The sequence below is a fragment of the Novosphingobium sp. FG90 genome, assembly GCF_057808725.1.
Genome location: NZ_JBMDIO010000003.1, coordinates 58480 through 76521, shown reverse-complemented (window position 1 = coordinate 76521; position 18042 = coordinate 58480). Strand labels below are relative to the sequence as shown.

Below are 18042 nucleotides of genomic sequence, written 5' to 3'. Positions count from 1 at the left end.
CACATGCTCGGCAATCCGCATTTCGGTCCGCCAAGTTGCGCCGCGCAACTATGCCCGATTGCGAGTCCCGCCCCCCTTGTGTATCGGCGCGCGCCATGACGGCTTACAAATCCGGCGATCCGACCACGCTCAACCGGCTCTACGGCCGCGCCAAGGGCAAACCCCTGCGCGCTGCGCAGCAGAGCCTCGTCGACGACCTGCTCCCGCGTATCTCCATGCCCGAAGAAGGCCCGATCACCGCGCAGGTGCTGTTCGGCGACGATCGCCCGCTCCACTTCGAGATCGGCTTCGGCGGCGGCGAGCACATGGCGCAGCGCGCCGACATGCTGCCCGACCACGGCTTCATCGGCGCCGAACCATTCCTCAACGGCGTGGCGCAGGCGCTCACCCACGTCAGCGGCGACAACGGAGCGCACCCGCCGATCGGCAATGTGCGCATCCACCACGGCGATGCACTGGAAGCGCTGGCGCGCATTCCGGACGGCTCGCTCTCGTTCCTCTACCTGCTGCACCCGGACCCCTGGCCCAAGGCGCGCCACGCCAAGCGCCGGATGATGAACGACGGTCCGGTCGACATGTTCGCCGCCAAGCTCAGGCCCGGCGGCGAGTTCCGTTTCGGCACCGACCACGCGATCTACTTGCGCCACGCGCTGATGGTGATGCAGCGGCATACCGAACAGTTCGAGTGGCTATGCGAGAAGCCCGGCGACTTTCAGGTTCGCCCCGGCGGTTGGCCGCAGACGCGCTACGAGCACAAGGCGCGTACGGTTTACGGGCATGAAGTCTGGTACTTCCGGTACAGGCGGAAGTAGAGGTCCTGGGGCCATTGCCCCAGACCCCCATACTGTCGTCGTTGCGCGTGCAGCGGCGTCGAGCCCAAATCGCGCTGCAGGCTATTATGTCTTCCGGCGCAGCGTCAGTGAGTGACGAGACTTCGCGCACGATCTCGACGATATACGGGGTGCAGGGGTGGTAAACCCCTGCATTTTCCCCTTCAATTTCAGCCCGTAATCCCCGCAGCCGCCAGCGCTGCGAGGGTCAGCACGTCCGGCGCGATCGCGGTCATCGGCACGATCTGCACCGGCTTTTCCATGCCCAGCAGCATCGGCCCGATCGAGGTCGTGCCGCCGATTTCCTTGAGCAGCTTGGCCGAGATGTTGGCCGACTGCAGGCCCGGCATGACCAGCACGTTCGCCGGAGCGGATAGGCGGCAGAACGGGTAGAGTTCCATGATCTTCGGGTTCAGCGCCGCGTCGGGGGCCATCTCGCCCTCGTATTCGAAGTCGACCTCCTGCTGGTCGAGCAGCTGGATCGCCTCGCGCGTGGCGTCGAGCCACTTGCCCGCCGGGTTGCCGAAGGTCGAGTAGCTCAGGAACGCGACGCGCGGTTCGTGGCCCAGTTTGCGGGCGACAGCGGCGGTCTCCTTGGCGATGACCACCAGTTCCTCGGCCGTGGGGCGCTCGTTGATAGTGGTGTCGGCCATGAACACGGTGTGGTTCTTGCCGACCATCATGTGAATGCCGCAGGGCAGTTCGCCTTCGGCCGGGTCGAGCACGCGGCGCACTTCCTTCATCGACTGCGCGAAGGGGCGAGTCATGCCCGTCACCATGGCATCGCCCACGCCCAGCTTGAGCAGGCCCGAGGCGAAGATGTTGCGGTCGGTGTTGCACATGCGCTGCACGTCGCGCTTCAGGAAGCCACGGCGCTGCAGGCGGTCGTAGAGCATCTCCACCATCGGCTGGACGTGCTCGGAGATCATCGAGTTCTCGATGTGGAAGCTCTCGGGGTTGGGCACGCCGAGTTCGGCCATCTTGTCGAGGATGGTCTGGCTGCGGCCGACGAGGATCGGCTCGCCATAGCCGAAATCGCGGTACTGGATCGCGGCGCGCAGGACGACTTCGTTGTCGGCCTCGGCGAAAATCACGCGCTTGGGGTTGGCCTTCAGCTGCTCGTAGACGCGGGTGAGCACCGAGGTGGTCGGGTTGAGGCGGGCTTTCAGCTGGTCGCGGTAAGCCTCGAAGTCCTCGATCGGCTTCTGGGCGACGCCCGAATCCATCGCGGCCTTGGCCACGGCCATCGGCACCACTTCCATCAGGCGCGGATCGAACGGCGCGGGGATGATGTAGTCGCGGCCGAACTGCTGGGTCTCACCACCGTAGGCCGCCGCGACGTCCTCGTGGACCTGCTCGCGCGCCAGTTCGGCGATGGCAGTGGCGGCGGCGATCTTCATCTCCTCGTTGATCGCGGTCGCCCGCACGTCGAGCGCGCCGCGGAAGATGAAGGGGAAGCCGAGCACGTTGTTGACCTGGTTCGGATAGTCCGAACGGCCGGTGGCGACGATCGCGTCGGGGCGCACCGCCTTGGCGTCGGGCGGGGTGATCTCCGGGTCCGGGTTGGCCATCGCGAAGATGATCGGCTCGGGCGCCATCGACTTGACCATCTCTGGCGTGATCGCGCCCTTGGCCGAGAGGCCGAGGACGACGTCGGCGCCAACGAGGGCTTCGGTCAGCGTGCGCTTGTCGGTCGAGACGGCGTGGGCGGACTTGAACTGGTCCACGCGCTCGCGGCCCGGATAGATCACGCCCTTGGTGTCGCAGACGAGCACGTTCTCATGCTTCACGCCCATCGACTTGATGAGCGAGGTGCAGGCCAGCGCCGAGGCGCCCGCGCCGTTCACCACGACCTTGATCTCGTCCAGCTTGCGGCCGGTGATGAGGCAGGCGTTGATGAGGCCGGCCGCCGCGATGATCGCGGTGCCGTGCTGGTCGTCGTGCATGACCGGGATGTTCATGCGTTCGCGCAGGGTCTGCTCGATGATGAAGCATTCCGGCGCCTTGATGTCTTCAAGGTTGATGCCGCCGAAGCTGGGTTCCATCATCGCGATGGCTTCGATCAGCGCGTCGGTATCCTCGCTGGCAAGCTCGATGTCGATCGAATCGACGTCGGCGAAGCGCTTGAACAAGACGGCCTTGCCTTCCATCACCGGCTTGGACGCCAGCGCGCCCAAGTTGCCCATGCCCAGGATCGCGGTGCCGTTCGAGATGACGGCCACAAGGTTACCCTTGGCGGTATAGTCGTAGGCGGTGGCGGCATCGTCGGCGATGGCCTGCACCGGCACGGCGACGCCGGGCGAATAGGCGAGGCTGAGGTCGCGCTGGGTCGCCATCGGCTTGGACGCGATGATCTCGATCTTACCCGGACGCTGGGTCTGGTGGTAGAACAGGGCTTCGCGGTCGGTGAACTGGACCTTGGACTTATCGGACAATGCATGGCCTCCCGGTTTCGCAAGGGGCACTAACGGATGTTCCCGCCACGCGATAGGGGAAAGGATGTCCACCCCGGCTTCCCAAAATGACAGGTGCGCCGCTAACGCTGCTGCATGACCTCCGGCGCGACTCCGATGATGGCGCAGTACCTCACGCTGCGCGAAGAGGCAGGCGACTGCCTGCTGTTCTATCGCATGGGCGACTTCTTCGAACTGTTCTTCGAGGACGCCAAGACGGCCAGCCAGGTGCTCGACATCGCGCTGACCACGCGCGGCGAGCATCTGGGCCAGCCGATCCCGATGTGCGGGGTGCCGGTGCACGCGGCCGAGGGCTACCTCGCGCGGCTCATCAAGGCAGGCTGCCGCGTCGCCATCGCCGAGCAGACCGAGACTCTGGCCGAGGCCAAGGAGCGCGCCCGCCGGGAAGGCCGCGCCTCCAAGTCGCTGGTCGCGCGCGGCATCGTGCGCTTCGTCACGGCGGGCACGCTGACCGAGGAATCGCTGCTGGAGCCGCGCCGCGCCAACGTGCTGGCGGCCGCGTGCGAGGTTCGCGGGATCGTCGGCATCGCGGCCTGCGATATCTCCACCGGCCGCATGGAACTGGAAGAGTGCGCGCCTGAGCGGCTGGCGGCGGCACTGGCGCGGCTGGGCGCGAGCGAACTGGTGGTGCCGGAGGGCTGGGATCAGGCTCCCGATGGGGCGATTCCTCGCGGCGGGCACGAGTTCTCCTCCGACGGCGGTGAGGAGCGGCTGAAGCTGGTCCACGGCGTCGCCACGCTCGACGGCTTCGGCATGTTCACGCGGGCGATGCTGGCGGCCGCCGGGGGACTGATCGCCTATCTCGACCATGTCGGGCGCGGCAAGCTGCCGCTGCTGCTCCCGCCCGAGGCGCGCGCCAGTGACGCCGCGCTGGCGATGGACGAAGCCACGCGCGCCAGCCTCGAAATCCTCGAAGCATCGCAAGGTGGCCGCAAGGGCAGCCTGATCGACGCGATCGACCGCTGCGTGACGGGCGCGGGCGCACGCCAGCTGGCGGACGATCTTTCCGCCCCGCTGACCGACCGCATGGCCATCGCCGAGCGGCTGGAACTGGTCGAATGGCTCCACGGCGATGCGCTTTTGCGCGAGGACATGCGCGCGGCGCTCAGGGCGCTGCCGGACGTGGGCCGCGCGCTGGGCCGCGTGGTGGCGGGGCGCGGTTCTCCGCGCGATCTCGGTCAGCTGCGTGAGGGCCTGAGCGGCGCGCGCCGGATCGCCGATCGGCTGGGGCAGATGGACGATCTGCCGGTGCTGCTGGATCGCGTACTGCCCGATCTCGGCGGGCATGGCGCACTGGTCGATCACTTCGCCCGCGCGCTGGTGGAAACGCCGCCGACCGAGCGCGGGCAGGGCGGCTATATCGCCAGCGGTTACGATGCCTCGCTCGATGAACTGCGCGTGATGTCGGGTAATGCCCGCCGCGCCATCGCCGCGCTGGAGGCGAAGTACCGCGAGGAAACCGGCGTCGCCTCGCTCAAGATCAAGCACAACAACGTGCTCGGCTATTTCATCGAGGTCGCCCAGCGCCACGCCGACAAGCTGATGGAGCCGGACAGCGGCTTCTCGCATCGCCAGACGATGGCAGGCGCGATGCGCTTCAACGCGCTGGCGCTGCACGAGGAAGCCGCGCGCATCACCGAGGCGGGCGGCCATGCCCTCGCGGCGGAGGACGCGCATTTCGAGACGCTGGTGGCCGAAGCGGTCGCCGCGCGGCGCGAGATCGCCCGCACCGCCGCCGCGCTCGCCCGCATCGACGTCGCCGCAGGGCAGGCCGAGCGCGCCGCCGAGGGCAACTGGACGCGCCCGCAGGTGGTCGACGGCCTTGCGCTGGAGATCGAGGGCGGGCGGCATCCGGTGGTCGAGGCGGCGCTCAAGGCGCAGGGCGAGCGCTTCGTCGCCAATGACTGCCGCCTCGCCAGTCATGACCGGCTCTGGCTGATCGGCGGCCCGAACATGGGCGGTAAGTCCACCTTCCTGCGCCAGAACGCACTGATCGTGCTGCTCGCGCAGGCGGGCGGTTTCGTTCCGGCGAAGTCGGCGCGGATCGGCATGGTCGATCGCCTGTTCAGCCGCGTCGGCGCTTCGGACAACCTTGCGCGCGGGCGCTCGACCTTCATGGTCGAGATGGTCGAGACCGCCGCCATTCTCGCGCAGGCTTCGGAGCGCAGCTTCGTGATCCTTGACGAAGTCGGGCGCGGCACGTCCACCTACGACGGCCTTGCGCTTGCATGGGCAGTCGCCGAGGCGGTGCACGAAACCAACCGCTGCCGTTGCCTTTTCGCCACCCACTATCACGAGATGGCGCGGCTGGCGGAAACCTGCGAGGCGCTGTCGCTCCACCACGTCCGCGCGCGCGAGTGGAAGGGCGAACTGGTGCTGCTCCATGAACTGTCAGAGGGTCCGGCGGATCGCAGCTACGGCCTTGCCGTGGCGCGGCTGGCCGGGGTGCCGCCCAAGGTCATCAGCCGGGCCAAGTCGGTGCTGGAAAAGCTGGAAAAGGGGCGCGCGGAAACCGGCGGCCTTGCCGCGGGCCTCGGCGACCTGCCGCTGTTCGCCGCCGCCGAGGCCACCCGCGAGGAAGAGTGCGACACCTTGCGCGACAAGCTGCGTGACATGGATATTGATGCGCTGTCTCCGCGCGATGCGCTGGAAATCCTCTACGACCTCAAGCGCGAGGCAGGCACAGAGGGTTGAAACCCTCATTCGTCATTGCGAGCGCAGCGAAGCAATCCAGGGCAGTCTTGAGCCGCCCTGGATTGCTTCGCTGCGCTCGCAATGACGGAGGTAGGGTATCTTAACCTGTAGACGCTAATGCAGGCTCATGTTCGGCCCCAAGATCACCCACGTTTTCCGTAGCCGCTGGCACGCGCTGATGTGGTCGGCGGGGGTGCTGGCGACCGCCTATTGCTCGATCCCGACTCCCGACAGCGGAGATGCGGCCAACGATCAGGCCCAGCGGGCGAAAGCCGATGCCGAGCAGGCGGCGCAGGCGCAACAGATCGTTGCGGCGTGGTCGAACGCTACGGGCGGGAAATAGTCTCCGGCCAGCGCCGGGTTCACGTTTATGCGCACGTCACCCTGAACTTGTTTCAGGGTGACGGGGGTAAGTCGGAGGTCGGGTCAGCCGCCTCTTCACGAATCGTCGTCGCTGAAATCCGGGTCGGCGGCATTGTCCTTGCCGTAGCGGCTTTCCAGATCGTCCATCGTCTCCTCGCCATCATAGGCGGACATGTCGATGGTGCCGCTGGTGTCCATCTGGTTCATGTGATCGACGATGTCCTGAACGTCGTCCTCGTCGCGAATACCGCCCTTGGCCTTATCGCTATAACCGAGACCCTTGGCACCGCGCGCCTGTGCCTGTTCGGCGATGGTCTGCGCCTGCGCGGCTTCGTCTTCCTGCTCGTCGTTCACCGTTTCCGGGGCGAGGTCGTCGGGGCGGTCGGTCATTTTGGGATTCTCCTTCGTCTGGTGAAACGGGTAGGAGAACGGGGAGGTTCCAAAGAGGAATCTGGGGCCATCGCCCCAGACCCCCGAACTGTCGTCGTTACGCGCGCAGCCGCCTCAGTCTTACATTGCGCCGCAGGCTATATGTCTTCCGACGCCGCGTCAGTGAGCGACGAAGCTGCGCGCGTGATCTCGACGATATACGGGGTGCAGGGGTGGTAAACCCCTGCGACTTCCTTCCCCTGATTACCGCGAAGGAACCGGCGTCTCGCCGGAATAATCGTAGAACCCCTTGCCCGACTTGCGACCGTACCAGCCTGCTTCGACGTACTTCTGCAGCAGCGGCGCGGGGCGGTATTTCGGGTCGCCGGTGGTCGAGTGGAAGACCTTCATGATTTCCAGCAGCGTGTCGAGGCCGACGAAGTCCGCCAGCGTCAGCGGCCCCATCGGGTGATTGAGGCCGATCTTGCAGCCCGCGTCGATGTCCTCGACCGAACCGATGCCCGCGCCGAGGACGAAGATCGCTTCATTCAGCATCGGGCACAGGATGCGGTTGACGACGAAGCCGGGTTCGTCACCGGCGAGCACCACGGTCTTGCCCAGCTTTTCGCCGAACGCCTTTATGCGGTCGATGGTGTCCTGCGAGGTGGCGAGGCCGGGAATAACTTCGACGAGGCCCATCAGCGGAACCGGGTTGAAGAAGTGGAGGCCGCAGAAGCGCGCGGCGTCGGGCGAGCTGGCGGCCATGCGGGTGATCGGGATCGAGCTGGTGTTGGACGCCATGATGGCATTCGCGCCCAGCACCTTGCCGGCGGCTTCGAAGATCTTGTGCTTGATGTCCTCGCGCTCGGTGGCGGCTTCGATGATGAGGTCGCAGGCCGACATTGCGGAGTAGTCGGCGGCGGGGGTGATGCGGGCGAGCAGCGCGTCGGCGTCGGCCTGGGTGATCTTTTCCTTGGCGACCAGCTTGGCCAGGCCCCTGGCGATGCCGGCCTTGCCCTTTTCGGCGTTCTCGAGGCTGACGTCCGTGAGGATCACGTCCATGCCCTTGCTCGCCACGGTCTGAGCGATGCCCGACCCCATGATGCCTGCGCCGATGATGCCGACTGACTGCACTGCCAAACTCCTCTGTCGTTTAACCGGGCGCTTAACACCTCGGGATCGCGGAGGGAACCTAGCGGTTTTGTCCCGGCACCCAAAGCACGTCATCGGCGCCGTCGCGATTGACCGCACGGGCGAGGACGAAGAGGTAGTCGCTCAACCGGTTGAGATAGCCGAGCGCGGCGGGGTTCACGGCGTCGGTTGCGGCAAGGGCGGTGGCGCGGCGTTCGGCGGCGCGGGCGGAGGCGCGGGCGACGTGGACGCGCGCGGCGGCCTCGCTCCCGCCGGGCAGGATGAAGCTGCGCAGGGGGGCAAGGTTCTCGTTGATCGCGTCGATGGCATTTTCGAGCCAGACGACTTGTGCGGGGACGATGCGCAGGGTCATCTCGCCGGGGGTGAAGTCGCTGCCCGGTGTGGCGAGGTCGGCGCCCAGATCGAACATGTCGTTCTGGATGTGGGTGAGCGTGTGGGCATGTTGGGTGCCGCCCAGTGCCGCTATGGCCACGCCTATCGCGCAGTTCGTCTCATCCACCCCGCCGATCGCCTCCATGCGCGCGGCGTGCTTTGGCAGGCGTGAACCGTCGACGAGGCCGGTGGTGCCGTCATCGCCCGTGCGGGTGTAGATCTTGTTGAGCCGGACCAAGGATCAGCGCGCCATCGCCAGAAGCAGCGCGCAGACCAGCACGGCGGCGGCCTGATACTTGATGCGGTTGAACATCATCTTGTTCTGCAGCAACTGGTTGGCCGAGGGGCCGGTGGCGTTCGGATCGCGGTGCAGGTCTTCCTTCGTGCTGTTCATGAAGGCGACGATACCGCGCACGAGACTGACGATCACCATGACCACCAGCACCAGGATTACGGGCACGAGAATGTAGCTCATGGCGCGTGGTGTACCCCTTGCGAGAACGAAAGGCCAGCGGGCAGCACGCCGGTGCGCAATGCCTCTGCGATGGCGCGGCCGTCCTCCCCGGCGCGGCGGCGGTCGGACAGCGAGGGGGCGCCGCGCCGCTTGGCCAGCTTGCGGCCATCCGCCTCTATGAGCAGCGGATGATGCAGCCAGGTCGGCACCGGCAGGCCAAGCAGCGCTTGCAGCAGCCTGTGGATGTGGCTCGCGGGAAACAGGTCCATGCCGCGGGTGACGAGGGTGATGCCGTCGGTCGCATCGTCCAGCGTGGCGGCGAGGTGGTAGCTGGCGGGCAGGTCTTTGCGCAGCAGCACGACATCGCCGAAAATCTGCGGGGCGGCGGTCTGAAGCCCCGCGTTCTTGTCCAGCCATTCGAGCGGGCCGGTGAGGGCCATCGCCTTGATTACGTCGAGGCGCCAGGCTGCATTGTCGGGATTGACCTCCCGGTGTCGGCAGGTGCCCGGATAGATCGGCCCGTCAGGCCCGAACCCGGTAGAAACGGCGGCGATCTCGGCGCGCGTGCAGGTGCAGGGATAGAGCAGGCCCAAGGCTTTCAGGCGCTCTCCCGCAGCGGCGTGGCTGGCCAGCCGGTGCGACTGGAATACAGCTTCGCCGTCCCATTCGAAGCCCAGCCATTCGAGGTCGCGGAAGAATTCTTCCACGAACACCGGGCGGCTGCGTTCGCCGTCAATGTCCTCGATCCGCAGGAGGAATTCGCCGCCGCGCGCGCGGGCGGTATCGTGCGCGACCATCGCGGCATAGGCGTGGCCGAGGTGCAACGGGCCGTTGGGGCTGGGGGCGAAGCGGGTACGCATCGGCTTCGTCCTAGAGACAATGAAATGAAATTGAAAATATCTCCCTTCGTCATGCGAGCACGGCGAGCTGAGGAAACATCCCTGTGGATTGCGTTACGTCCTCATGAATCCGCCATCTTGACGCGGACTCGCGCAAGTGCTGGAAATAGCCCATGGACTGCCATCAAACCGCAATCCCGGCCTGCGACAGGAGGCCATGCTCAAGTCGGAGCTGATCGAGCGCGCGGCCCGGTTCCGCAGCGCGGAGGGAGATCCCTCCCGAAGTCTTTCAGACTGCCCTGCTCTTGTGCTGAATGCGGACTATACGCCGCTTTCCTACTACCCGCTAAGTCTATGGCCTTGGCAAACCGCGATAAAGGCGGTGGTGCTGGAACGGGTCGATATCGTTTCAAGCTACGAACGTGCGGTGCATTCGCCCAACTGGACGATGCAGATCCCGTCGGTGATCGCGCTGCGCCAGTACGTGAAGCCGAGCGAATTTCCCGCCTTCACCCGCTTCAATCTGTTCCTGCGCGACAGGTTTTCCTGCCAGTATTGCGGGAGCCCGCATAACCTGACGTTCGACCACGTTGTCCCGCGCCGCCTCGGCGGGCGGACGAGCTGGGAGAACATCCTCACCGCCTGCGCGCCCTGCAATCTGCGGAAAGGCGGTCGCACCCCCAAGCAGGCAAACATGCCGCCGCTCGTCCAGCCGATCCGGCCGACCAGCTGGCAGTTGCAGGAACGCGGTCGGGGCTTTCCGCCCAACTACCTTCACGAAACCTGGCGTGACTGGCTCTACTGGGACATCGAGCTGGAGGAATAGGTTTAGTAACCCAGCATTTCCGGGCGGAACAGCCGCCGACGGGACACCCGCTTGCCTGATAGCATGAACACTCCATCGCCCATGTAGTGCAGGTACTCCGGCTGCCTGGGTGACGGGCGCGCGCTGATGTGCGTGACCTCCAGAATGAACAGGTTGTAGCGCTCCACCGCCCTGTCGTCGCGCAGTCGGCATTCCAGCTGGGCGTGGCATTGCGGAAGTACGGGAACATCGACGTCGTGCGCCTTGGCCCGGTCGAGGCCGAATGCGGCGAACTTGTCCACCTCGTCGCCCGAAGAGTTGCCCACACGCACCACAGCGTCGAGCATGTCGCTGGTGGGCACGTTGAGCACGCACTGGCCCGAGGCGCGCAGCATGTCGAAACTGCGGCAGCCGCGCGACACCACGCAACTTATCGTCGATGGCGAAAAGTCCAGGACCTGATGCCAGCCCACAGCCATGACGTTGTCGTTGCCGGCGTGGCGGGTGGTCAACAGCACGACAGGGCCGGGTTCGAGGAACTGCCGGGCGTGGGACACGGGAATGGTTTCGAAACGCTCGGCAGCAAGCAAGGTCGAAATGGCCAAGGTCGGGGCTCCTATCGCAGGCAGGCCCCTTCCGAGCGAATTACATCCGATTCGGTTTCTTTTTCTGCGGCGAACCGTTCAGTGTATCGTTTCGGCCGTTGCGGCTTCCTCTTCGATCCCGGCATCGACGGCAGCTGCGACCGCGACGTCCATGGTGACATTGCCGATGGTGCGCATGAGGTCGGGCAGCACTTCCACTGCCACAAGCACGCCCAGCGGCCATAGCGGCACGCCCATGGCCGCCGCGATCGGGCCTATCGAGGAGACGAAACTGATCGTGCCGGGTAGGGAAACCGCGCCGAAGGTCGTCGCGAAGGCGACGAAAGCACCGGCGGCGAGGGCGCCTGCCGTCAGTTCGAGTCCGGCAAGCTTGGCGGCATAGACGGCGACGGCCATGTTCATCGCCGGGCCGGTTGCGCGGAACAGCGTCACCGCGAGAGGCAGCACGAACTCCGCCGTAGTCGAGGACACGCCCAGCTTGCGGCTGGAGGCAAGCATTGCGGGCACTGTCGCGATGGAGGACTGGGTGGAGATCGCGACGACCTGCGCGGGCAGCATCGCGGCAGCGAAAGCGGGCAGGCTCCGTTTGCCGCCGATAACAGCGATCACGTAGCCGGCGATCATCACCACCGTCCCCACTGCGACGACCAGCAGAATATAATGCGCCAGCGCGCCCAATGCGGCGCCGCCACTGCGCACGCCCAGCGTCAGGCCGAGCGCGAAGACGCCGATCGGCGCGAGCATCAGCACCCAGCCGATCACCACCATCATCGCGCCCGCCAGTGCCTCGAACAGCACGGCAAGGGCGCGGCGCGGCTCGTCCGCAAGGCGGGTGGAGGCCAATGCGAACAGGCCTACGAAGACGATCACCGGCAGCATGGCGCTTGCCGCCGCTGCCGAGATCACGTTGTCGGGCAGCAGCGAGGCTAGGAATTCGGAGATGCCCGGGACCTTGCCCGGATCTGCGCCGTGCGGGAAACTGACGCCTGCCGGCACCGGGAACAGGTCGAGCAGCACCGGCATCGCCACCGCGCCCAGGATCGCGCTGAATGCCAGGAAGCCGACGATGATGCCCAGCGTGCGCCGGGCCATGGCCCCGGCCCGGGCGGCGGCGACCGTCTCGACGATGCCGGAGAACAGCAGCCCGGCGACGAGCGGCAGGATCGTCATCTGCAGGCCCTGCAGCCATAGCGAGCCGATCGGGCCGGTAACCTTGAGCGCGGTTTCGGCGATCGGCTTGCCTGCCAGAAACAGGCCGATGACAAGCCCGCCGACGAGGCCGAGCAGGGTCAGGGCTCCGGGCACGCGGATTTCGGGAATGCGCGAGGCGCTCGGCGGGGTGGGGGGAGGATTCATGCGGAGCGACAAATAAGCGGCGTCGGCCCGGTTGGCAATTTGGCGTTCCTCAAGTTCTGCCACGCCCGTGAGGGAGGAACGCGCGAGGGGAACGCATCAAAGGAAAGCGGGCGAGCAAGGGGGAAGGAATTCGGTGTTCGACGACAACCTAAACAGACTGTAAGGCGGCGTTCAGAGGGCGGTAACGCCTCAGGTTGCAGAGCGCGGACGAGAGATTCGAATCTTGCGCGCAAGAGGACAGGAAATGGGTAAGCAGTTCTTCGGCACCGACGGTATCCGCGGCCGCACCAATCAGGGGGCGATGACCGCCGCCACTGCGATGAAGGTCGGTCAGGCGGCCGGCACGCGCTTCCTGCGCGGGACGCACCGTCACCGCGTGGTGATCGGCAAGGACACGCGCCTGTCGGGCTACATGCTGGAGAACGCGATGGTTGCGGGCTTTACCAGCGTGGGCATGGACGTGGTGCTGCTCGGCCCGATGCCGACCCCTGCGGTTGCGCTGCTGACCCGCGAACTGCGCGCGGACGTGGGCGTGATGATCTCGGCCAGCCACAATCCTTATGAGGACAACGGGATCAAGCTGTTCGGCCCCGACGGCTTCAAGCTCTCCGATGAGGATGAACTGGCGATCGAGGCGATGCTGATGGGCGGCGATCTCGACCTTGCCGCCTCTCCCGAGATCGGCCGCGCGCGGCGCGTGGACGATGCGCGGGGACGCTATATTCACGCGGTCAAGGCCTCTCTGCCGTCCACCGTGCGGCTCGACGGGCTCAAGATCGCGGTCGATTGCGCCAATGGCGCGGCTTATCAGGTGGCTCCTTCGGCGTTCTGGGAACTCGGCGCCGAGATCGTCGCGGTGGGCGTCACGCCCAACGGCAAGAACATCAATGAACGCTGCGGCTCCACGCACGTCGAACTGCTGCAGGAGACCGTAGTGTCGTCCGGGGCCGACATCGGCATCGCGCTCGACGGCGACGCGGACCGCCTGATCGTGGTCGACGAGAAGGGCCAGACCGTCGATGGTGATCAGATCATGGCGCTGATCGGCAGCCAGCTGGCCGCGCAGGGGACCTTGCGTGGCGGCGGCGTGGTGGCGACGGTCATGTCGAACCTCGGCCTCGAGCGCTATCTGAACGGCCAGGGCCTTTCGCTGGAGCGTACCGCCGTCGGTGACCGTCACGTGCTCGAGCGGATGCGGTCGGGTGGCTTCAACGTCGGCGGCGAGCAGTCTGGCCACATGATCCTGCTCGACCATGCGACGACCGGCGATGGCACCGTCGCGGCGCTCCAGGTGCTTTCGGCGCTGGTCCAGTCGGGCAAGCGGGCGAGCGAACTGCTGCACCTTTTCGACCCGGTGCCGCAACTGCTGCGCAATGTGCGCTTCGGCGGGGGCAAGCCGCTGGATGCGGACAGCGTCAAGGCGGCCATCGCCGATGCCGAGGCCTCGCTCGATGGTCGCGGGCGTCTGGTGATCCGTCCCTCCGGCACCGAGCCGGTCATCCGTGTCATGGCCGAGGGCGACGACGCCGGCGAAGTGGAAGCCGCCGTAGCCTCTATATGTCACGCCGTGGAAAAGGCCGCTGCATAATGGCTCTGGAAATGCGCCCCGATTGCGAACGCTGCGGCACGGACCTTCCCGCCGAAGCCCCCGGCGCGTTCATCTGCTCGTTCGAGTGTACCTATTGCGCCGAGTGTGCCGATGCGCTGGATGACATGTGCGCAAATTGCGGCGGCGAACTCGTCGACCGGCCGACGCGGGCCAAGCGGCACCATGATTCCGCTCCGCCGTCGAAAGTGCGGCATTATAAGGGCTGATACTCGACTCGGGGTGCGTTGAGCGCGTAAGGAGCGCGGCCATGAACCAGCCTCCTCGCATTCTTTCCATCGCCGGGTCGGACAGCTCTGGCGGTGCCGGCATCCAGGCCGACATCAAGACGATTACGCTGCTCGGCGGCTACGCCATGACCGCGATCACCGCGATCACCGCGCAGAACACCAAGGGCGTCACCGCGGTCACGACCCTGTCGGCGTCGATGGTCGCCGCGCAGATCGATGCCTGCATCAGCGACATCGGCGTCGATGCCGTGAAGATCGGCATGCTCGGCAGTGCCGAGATCGCCGCCGTCGTCGCCGACCGGCTGGAAGGGCTGGGCGTGCCGGTCATCTTCGATCCGGTGATGGTCTCTACCGCCGGTTCGGTGTTGGCGAACGCAGCGACCATCGCCGCTTTCGAGCGGCTTATGGCGCTCGCCTGTCTGACCACGCCCAATTTCGACGAACTCGCCGCGCTGGGCGGAGACGCCGCGCTGGCCGCGAAGGGCGTCGCCTACATCGCCAAGGGCGGCGACGCGCCGGGTGACGTCGTGGAGGATCGACTGGTGCTGCCGGGGCAGGCACCCGTGCTCTGGACCGCGCCGCGCGTGGAAACGCGCCATACGCACGGCACCGGCTGTACGCTGTCGAGCGCCATCGCCACGTTCCTGGGGCAGGGCGCTCCGCTGATCGAAGCGATCGAGGATGCGCGGGACTTCGTGCGCGCGGCGCTGCTGGCGGCGCCGGGCTTCGGCGATGGGCACGGGCCGATGGGACACCACGCGGTTCGTTAGCGGATAGTCGATCTCGTCATGGCGCTGTGCTGGCTATGACGGGAATGCTTCAGTTCAGCCGCGAACGGCGGCGCAGTGCGGTGTCTGCCAGCAAGCCGACCGCCGCCATCGCGCCGCCGGTCAGGCCGGCGGTGCTCAGCGCCACAATGACGGGCTGGGCATAGTCTGCAAGCGCGCCCAGGAATGCTGGAGCACGGTCGTTCAAGGGTTCGATGATCTGGCTCATGGCGGGTGTCCTGCGGGGTCTTTGGGTGCCCCGCAGATGCACTGGATTGCCCGTTCAAGGCACTCGGATAAGTTCACTTATTGTGTTCGGGTTTTTCGAATAGTCCTTCGTCTCCCCCGCAGTCGGGCCTCATCCGCAATCGAGGTTGTAGAACTGCTGCACGTGGCCCCAGCCTTCCTCGGCGGTTTCGCACCAGCGGAAGAGGGACAGATCCTTGGCGTTGATGACGCCTTCCTCGGCCAGCGCCTCGAAATTGACTACGCGCTCCCAGAACTCGCGGCCGTAGAGCAGGATCGGGATCGGCTTCATCTTGCCGGTCTGGATCAGCGTCAGCAGTTCGAAGAACTCGTCGAAAGTGCCGAAGCCGCCAGGGAACACCGCCACCGCGCGGGCGCGCAGCAGGAAGTGCATCTTTCGCAGTGCGAAGTAGTGGAACTGGAACGAGAGGCGCGGCGTCACATAGCGGTTGGGGGCCTGCTCATGCGGCAGCACGATGTTGAGGCCCAGCGATTCCGCGCCGACTTCCGCCGCACCGCGGTTGGCCGCTTCCATGATCGACGGACCGCCGCCCGAGCAGACGACGAACTGGCGCATGCCCTTCTCGACGATGGCACACTGGCTGGCGAGCCGGGCGAGCTTGCGGGCCTCCTCGTAATACTTGGCCTTCTCGGCCAGGCGCTCGGCCACTTTCTTCTGCTCGTCGGTGACGGCGGCGGTGCGCACCGCATCGGCTTTGTCGGGCGAGGGGATGCGGGCGGAGCCGTACATCACCAGCGTGGAGCCGATGTTGGCCTCTTCCAGCAGCATCTCGGGCTTGAGAAGTTCCAGCTGGAAGCGGACCGGGCGTAATTCGTCGCGCAGGAGAAAGTCGGTGTCGCGGAAGGCGAGCTGATAGGCGGGATGGCCGGTCTGGATGGTATCGGCCTGCTGCTCGGCGAAGCCGGCTTCCTGCTCGGCCTTGTAGAAGCGGCGCTCGGTGAGGTCTTTGTCTTCTTTTTCAGTCATTGGCTCTTCATAGGCTGGGTAAGCGCGAAGCGTCGAGAACAGATATGTGCACGCTCGGTTGCACGGAATCTTACAGGGGCTAGGCTGTCCGGATGATGACCGGGAACAGGTTTTCGCGGCGCGGCGCGCTGGTTGGAATGGGGGCGGGGCTCTGCATGCTGCCGGGCGCGCTCCCGGCGCTGGGAGCCCCGGCACGGCCGAGGATGCCGCCGCCTGCGAGGGATATGGTGCGCCCGCCGCGCCTGCGCAACGGCGACGTACTGGGACTGGTTGCACCGGCCGGGTTCGTGGCCGACCGCTTCGGCCTCGACGAGATCGGTTCGACGGTGCGGGCGATGGGGCTGGAGCCGCGCTTCGCTCCGCACTTGACCGACCGCGAGGGCTATCTGGCGGGATCGGACGAGGCGCGTGCCCGGGATCTTACGGCGATGTTCGCGGACGAGCGGGTGCGCGCGATCATGGCGGTGCGCGGCGGCTGGGGCTCGGCGCGGCTGCTGCCGTTGCTCGACTTCGCCGCGATCCGCAAGAACCCGAAGCTGTTCACCGGGTTCAGCGACAATACCGCGCTGTGCCTGGCGCTGGCGCGGGCGGGCGTCGTCTCGATCCACGGCCCGACCGCGGCGACTTCGTGGCCGCCGGCATCGTGGGATTCGTTCCGGCAGCTGGCCTTCGAAGGCGCCATGCCCACATACGCGGTTCCCGCCTATGCCGGGCCGAACCTCGGCGGCAGGGGACCGGCGGTACGGACCTTTCGTGGCGGCAAGGCGCGCGGGCGGCTGGTGGGAGGCAATCTCGCGGTGCTCAGTGCGCTGGTGGGCACGCCCTATCTGCCCGACTTCGATGGCGCGATCCTGTTCCTGGAGGAAACCAACGAGGCGGAGTACCGCATCGACCGGATGCTCACCCAGCTGGCGTTGGCGGGATTGCTGGACAAGCTGGCGGGAGTGGTCTTCGGCCAATGCACTCATTGCGAGAACCCGGACGGCGGTTTCTCGAACTTCACCGTCTACGAAGTGCTCGACCGTCGATTCGCGTCTTTGGGCGTGCCGGCCTTTCAGGGATTGATGATCGGGCACATCGGCGGCCAGATCAGCGTGCCCGAAGGTGCCATGGCCGAGATCGACGCCGACGCCGGGACGCTGCGGCTTCTCGAACCGGCGGTCAGCTGATCAGGCACTTGCCGGGGTCTCGCTGCTGAGCCCGTATTGCGCGACCAGTTCGGCGAACAGGTCTTCGGGCAGCGGGTGGACGAATTCCAGCCCGGCGCCGTTGCCGTTGGCCCAGGCGACGAAGGCGATCATCGGGCGGCATTCGGGCAGGGTGAGGGTGATCACTTCGTCCATCTCCAGTGGCCCGACGCTCTCGATTCGTGCGCCGAGCGGGGTCAGGTCCTTGAGAACGACCGTGTTGATCGCAAGATCGCGGCGGAAACGGGCCAGCATTTCCACCCTTTCGCGCGCGTGGCGGCGGTCTCCGTCGATCGCAACGACGCCGGATTCGGGCGGAGGGAGGGCGTCGAGGCCCATGATCGCGGGCGCAGGAGCGCCGGTCGGAGGACTTGGCTCCGGCATTGTCGCGTGATCCTTCCAGGACAGTTAACCGAATGCAGTGATCCGGTCGTTGAGCCTCGGACCATAGCCCTGCAATCCTTGCGGCAGTTCCTCCGAAGATGATGCGTATTTTTCCGAATCACTTGTTGGCGTGCCGATTTCACCGGTTATAAGGCATGGTTAATTTGCAAAGGATTGCATGTCTGAGCCCTGTACCTGCCCGAGTTCGCGAAAACTGTTGCCGGAATGGCACCTTTCCGCGGTGCAAGGGCATGGGAATCGATGATCCGTTAGTTTGCGCATACCCTTTCTTAACCATTCTTTGCGCAGAATTTACGTGTT

At 66.1% G+C, this 18042-nt stretch carries 19 protein-coding genes; 8 read left to right on the top strand and 11 right to left on the bottom strand.

Annotated features, from left to right (window positions below; genetic code table 11):
- The first annotated feature begins 95 nt into the window (after window positions 1-95).
- A complete protein-coding gene (trmB, locus tag ACODRZ_RS03565) occupies window positions 96-812 on the top strand; it encodes a tRNA (guanine(46)-N(7))-methyltransferase TrmB (RefSeq protein WP_488969489.1) in 717 nt (238 codons plus the stop codon).
- 188 nt (window positions 813-1000) lie between these two features.
- Here trmB and ACODRZ_RS03560 read toward each other — a convergent pair whose 3' ends face one another.
- Entirely contained in the window at window positions 1001-3265 is a 2265-nt protein-coding gene (locus ACODRZ_RS03560) for an NADP-dependent malic enzyme (protein ID WP_488969488.1), read from the bottom strand.
- A 114-nt stretch (window positions 3266-3379) separates the two neighbouring features.
- Between ACODRZ_RS03560 and mutS the strand changes: the two genes are divergently transcribed.
- The gene (gene mutS / locus ACODRZ_RS03555) at window positions 3380-5998 is read left to right on the top strand and encodes a DNA mismatch repair protein MutS (RefSeq protein ID WP_488969487.1); all 2619 of its coding nucleotides are present in this window, start codon (window positions 3380-3382) and stop codon (window positions 5996-5998) included.
- 127 nt (window positions 5999-6125) lie between these two features.
- Window positions 6126-6341, top strand: a complete 216-nt coding sequence (locus ACODRZ_RS03550) for a hypothetical protein (protein ID WP_488969486.1) — start codon at window positions 6126-6128, stop codon at window positions 6339-6341.
- 95 nt (window positions 6342-6436) lie between these two features.
- On the opposite strand, the gene ACODRZ_RS03545 is transcribed toward ACODRZ_RS03550, so the two are convergent.
- The 5 genes from ACODRZ_RS03545 to gluQRS all read right to left on the bottom strand — a co-directional run bounded on the left by ACODRZ_RS03545 (window position 6437) and on the right by gluQRS (window position 9568).
- Complete coding sequence (locus ACODRZ_RS03545; RefSeq protein ID WP_488969485.1) at window positions 6437-6751, bottom strand: hypothetical protein; 315 nt, start codon at window positions 6749-6751, stop codon at window positions 6437-6439.
- 243 nt (window positions 6752-6994) lie between these two features.
- Window positions 6995-7864 (bottom strand): 3-hydroxyacyl-CoA dehydrogenase family protein, encoded by an 870-nt coding sequence (locus ACODRZ_RS03540; RefSeq protein WP_488969484.1) that lies wholly within the window; start codon window positions 7862-7864, stop codon window positions 6995-6997.
- A 58-nt stretch (window positions 7865-7922) separates the two neighbouring features.
- On the bottom strand, window positions 7923-8492 hold the full coding sequence (locus ACODRZ_RS03535) for a cob(I)yrinic acid a,c-diamide adenosyltransferase (RefSeq protein WP_488969483.1): 570 nt from the start codon (window positions 8490-8492) through the stop codon (window positions 7923-7925).
- 3 nt (window positions 8493-8495) lie between these two features.
- Window positions 8496-8729: an HIG1 domain-containing protein gene (locus tag ACODRZ_RS03530; RefSeq protein WP_008832462.1), complete on the bottom strand. Its 234-nt coding sequence runs from the start codon at window positions 8727-8729 to the stop codon at window positions 8496-8498.
- A complete protein-coding gene (gluQRS, locus tag ACODRZ_RS03525) occupies window positions 8726-9568 on the bottom strand; it encodes a tRNA glutamyl-Q(34) synthetase GluQRS (RefSeq protein ID WP_488969482.1) in 843 nt (280 codons plus the stop codon). Before gluQRS ends, ACODRZ_RS03530 begins: the two co-directional genes overlap by 4 nt.
- A gap of 196 nt (window positions 9569-9764) precedes the next feature.
- Between gluQRS and ACODRZ_RS03520 the strand changes: the two genes are divergently transcribed.
- On the top strand, window positions 9765-10373 hold the full coding sequence (locus ACODRZ_RS03520; protein ID WP_488969481.1) for an HNH endonuclease: 609 nt from the start codon (window positions 9765-9767) through the stop codon (window positions 10371-10373).
- 2 nt (window positions 10374-10375) lie between these two features.
- Here ACODRZ_RS03520 and ACODRZ_RS03515 read toward each other — a convergent pair whose 3' ends face one another.
- Entirely contained in the window at window positions 10376-10957 is a 582-nt protein-coding gene (locus ACODRZ_RS03515; RefSeq protein ID WP_488969480.1) for a flavin reductase family protein, read from the bottom strand.
- 78 nt (window positions 10958-11035) lie between these two features.
- Window positions 11036-12313, bottom strand: a complete 1278-nt coding sequence (locus ACODRZ_RS03510) for a dicarboxylate/amino acid:cation symporter (RefSeq protein WP_488969479.1) — start codon at window positions 12311-12313, stop codon at window positions 11036-11038.
- Between the two features lie 244 nt (window positions 12314-12557).
- Here ACODRZ_RS03510 and glmM point away from each other — a divergent pair, with 244 nt between their 5' ends.
- The 3 genes from glmM to thiD are packed head-to-tail and all read left to right on the top strand — an operon-like array spanning window position 12558 to window position 14919.
- The gene (glmM, locus tag ACODRZ_RS03505) at window positions 12558-13901 is read left to right on the top strand and encodes a phosphoglucosamine mutase (RefSeq protein ID WP_488969478.1); all 1344 of its coding nucleotides are present in this window, start codon (window positions 12558-12560) and stop codon (window positions 13899-13901) included.
- The gene (locus ACODRZ_RS03500; protein ID WP_488969477.1) at window positions 13901-14128 is read left to right on the top strand and encodes a DUF1272 domain-containing protein; all 228 of its coding nucleotides are present in this window, start codon (window positions 13901-13903) and stop codon (window positions 14126-14128) included. The genes glmM and ACODRZ_RS03500 overlap by 1 nt, the downstream gene beginning before the upstream one ends.
- A gap of 41 nt (window positions 14129-14169) precedes the next feature.
- Window positions 14170-14919: a bifunctional hydroxymethylpyrimidine kinase/phosphomethylpyrimidine kinase gene (gene thiD, locus ACODRZ_RS03495; RefSeq protein ID WP_488969476.1), complete on the top strand. Its 750-nt coding sequence runs from the start codon at window positions 14170-14172 to the stop codon at window positions 14917-14919.
- 49 nt (window positions 14920-14968) lie between these two features.
- Here the strand turns inward: thiD and ACODRZ_RS03490 are convergent, their stop codons facing one another.
- Window positions 14969-15145, bottom strand: coding sequence for a hypothetical protein (locus ACODRZ_RS03490; RefSeq protein WP_488969475.1), 177 nt, complete (start codon window positions 15143-15145; stop codon window positions 14969-14971).
- A gap of 129 nt (window positions 15146-15274) precedes the next feature.
- Window positions 15275-16150 (bottom strand): LOG family protein, encoded by an 876-nt coding sequence (locus ACODRZ_RS03485; protein WP_488969474.1) that lies wholly within the window; start codon window positions 16148-16150, stop codon window positions 15275-15277.
- A 92-nt stretch (window positions 16151-16242) separates the two neighbouring features.
- On the opposite strand from ACODRZ_RS03485, the gene ACODRZ_RS03480 reads away from it, so the two are divergent.
- The gene (locus ACODRZ_RS03480; RefSeq protein ID WP_488969473.1) at window positions 16243-17319 is read left to right on the top strand and encodes a S66 peptidase family protein; all 1077 of its coding nucleotides are present in this window, start codon (window positions 16243-16245) and stop codon (window positions 17317-17319) included.
- Here the strand turns inward: ACODRZ_RS03480 and ACODRZ_RS03475 are convergent, their stop codons facing one another.
- Complete coding sequence (locus ACODRZ_RS03475) at window positions 17320-17721, bottom strand: hypothetical protein (RefSeq protein WP_488969472.1); 402 nt, start codon at window positions 17719-17721, stop codon at window positions 17320-17322.
- Window positions 17722-18042: the final 321 nt, after the last annotated feature.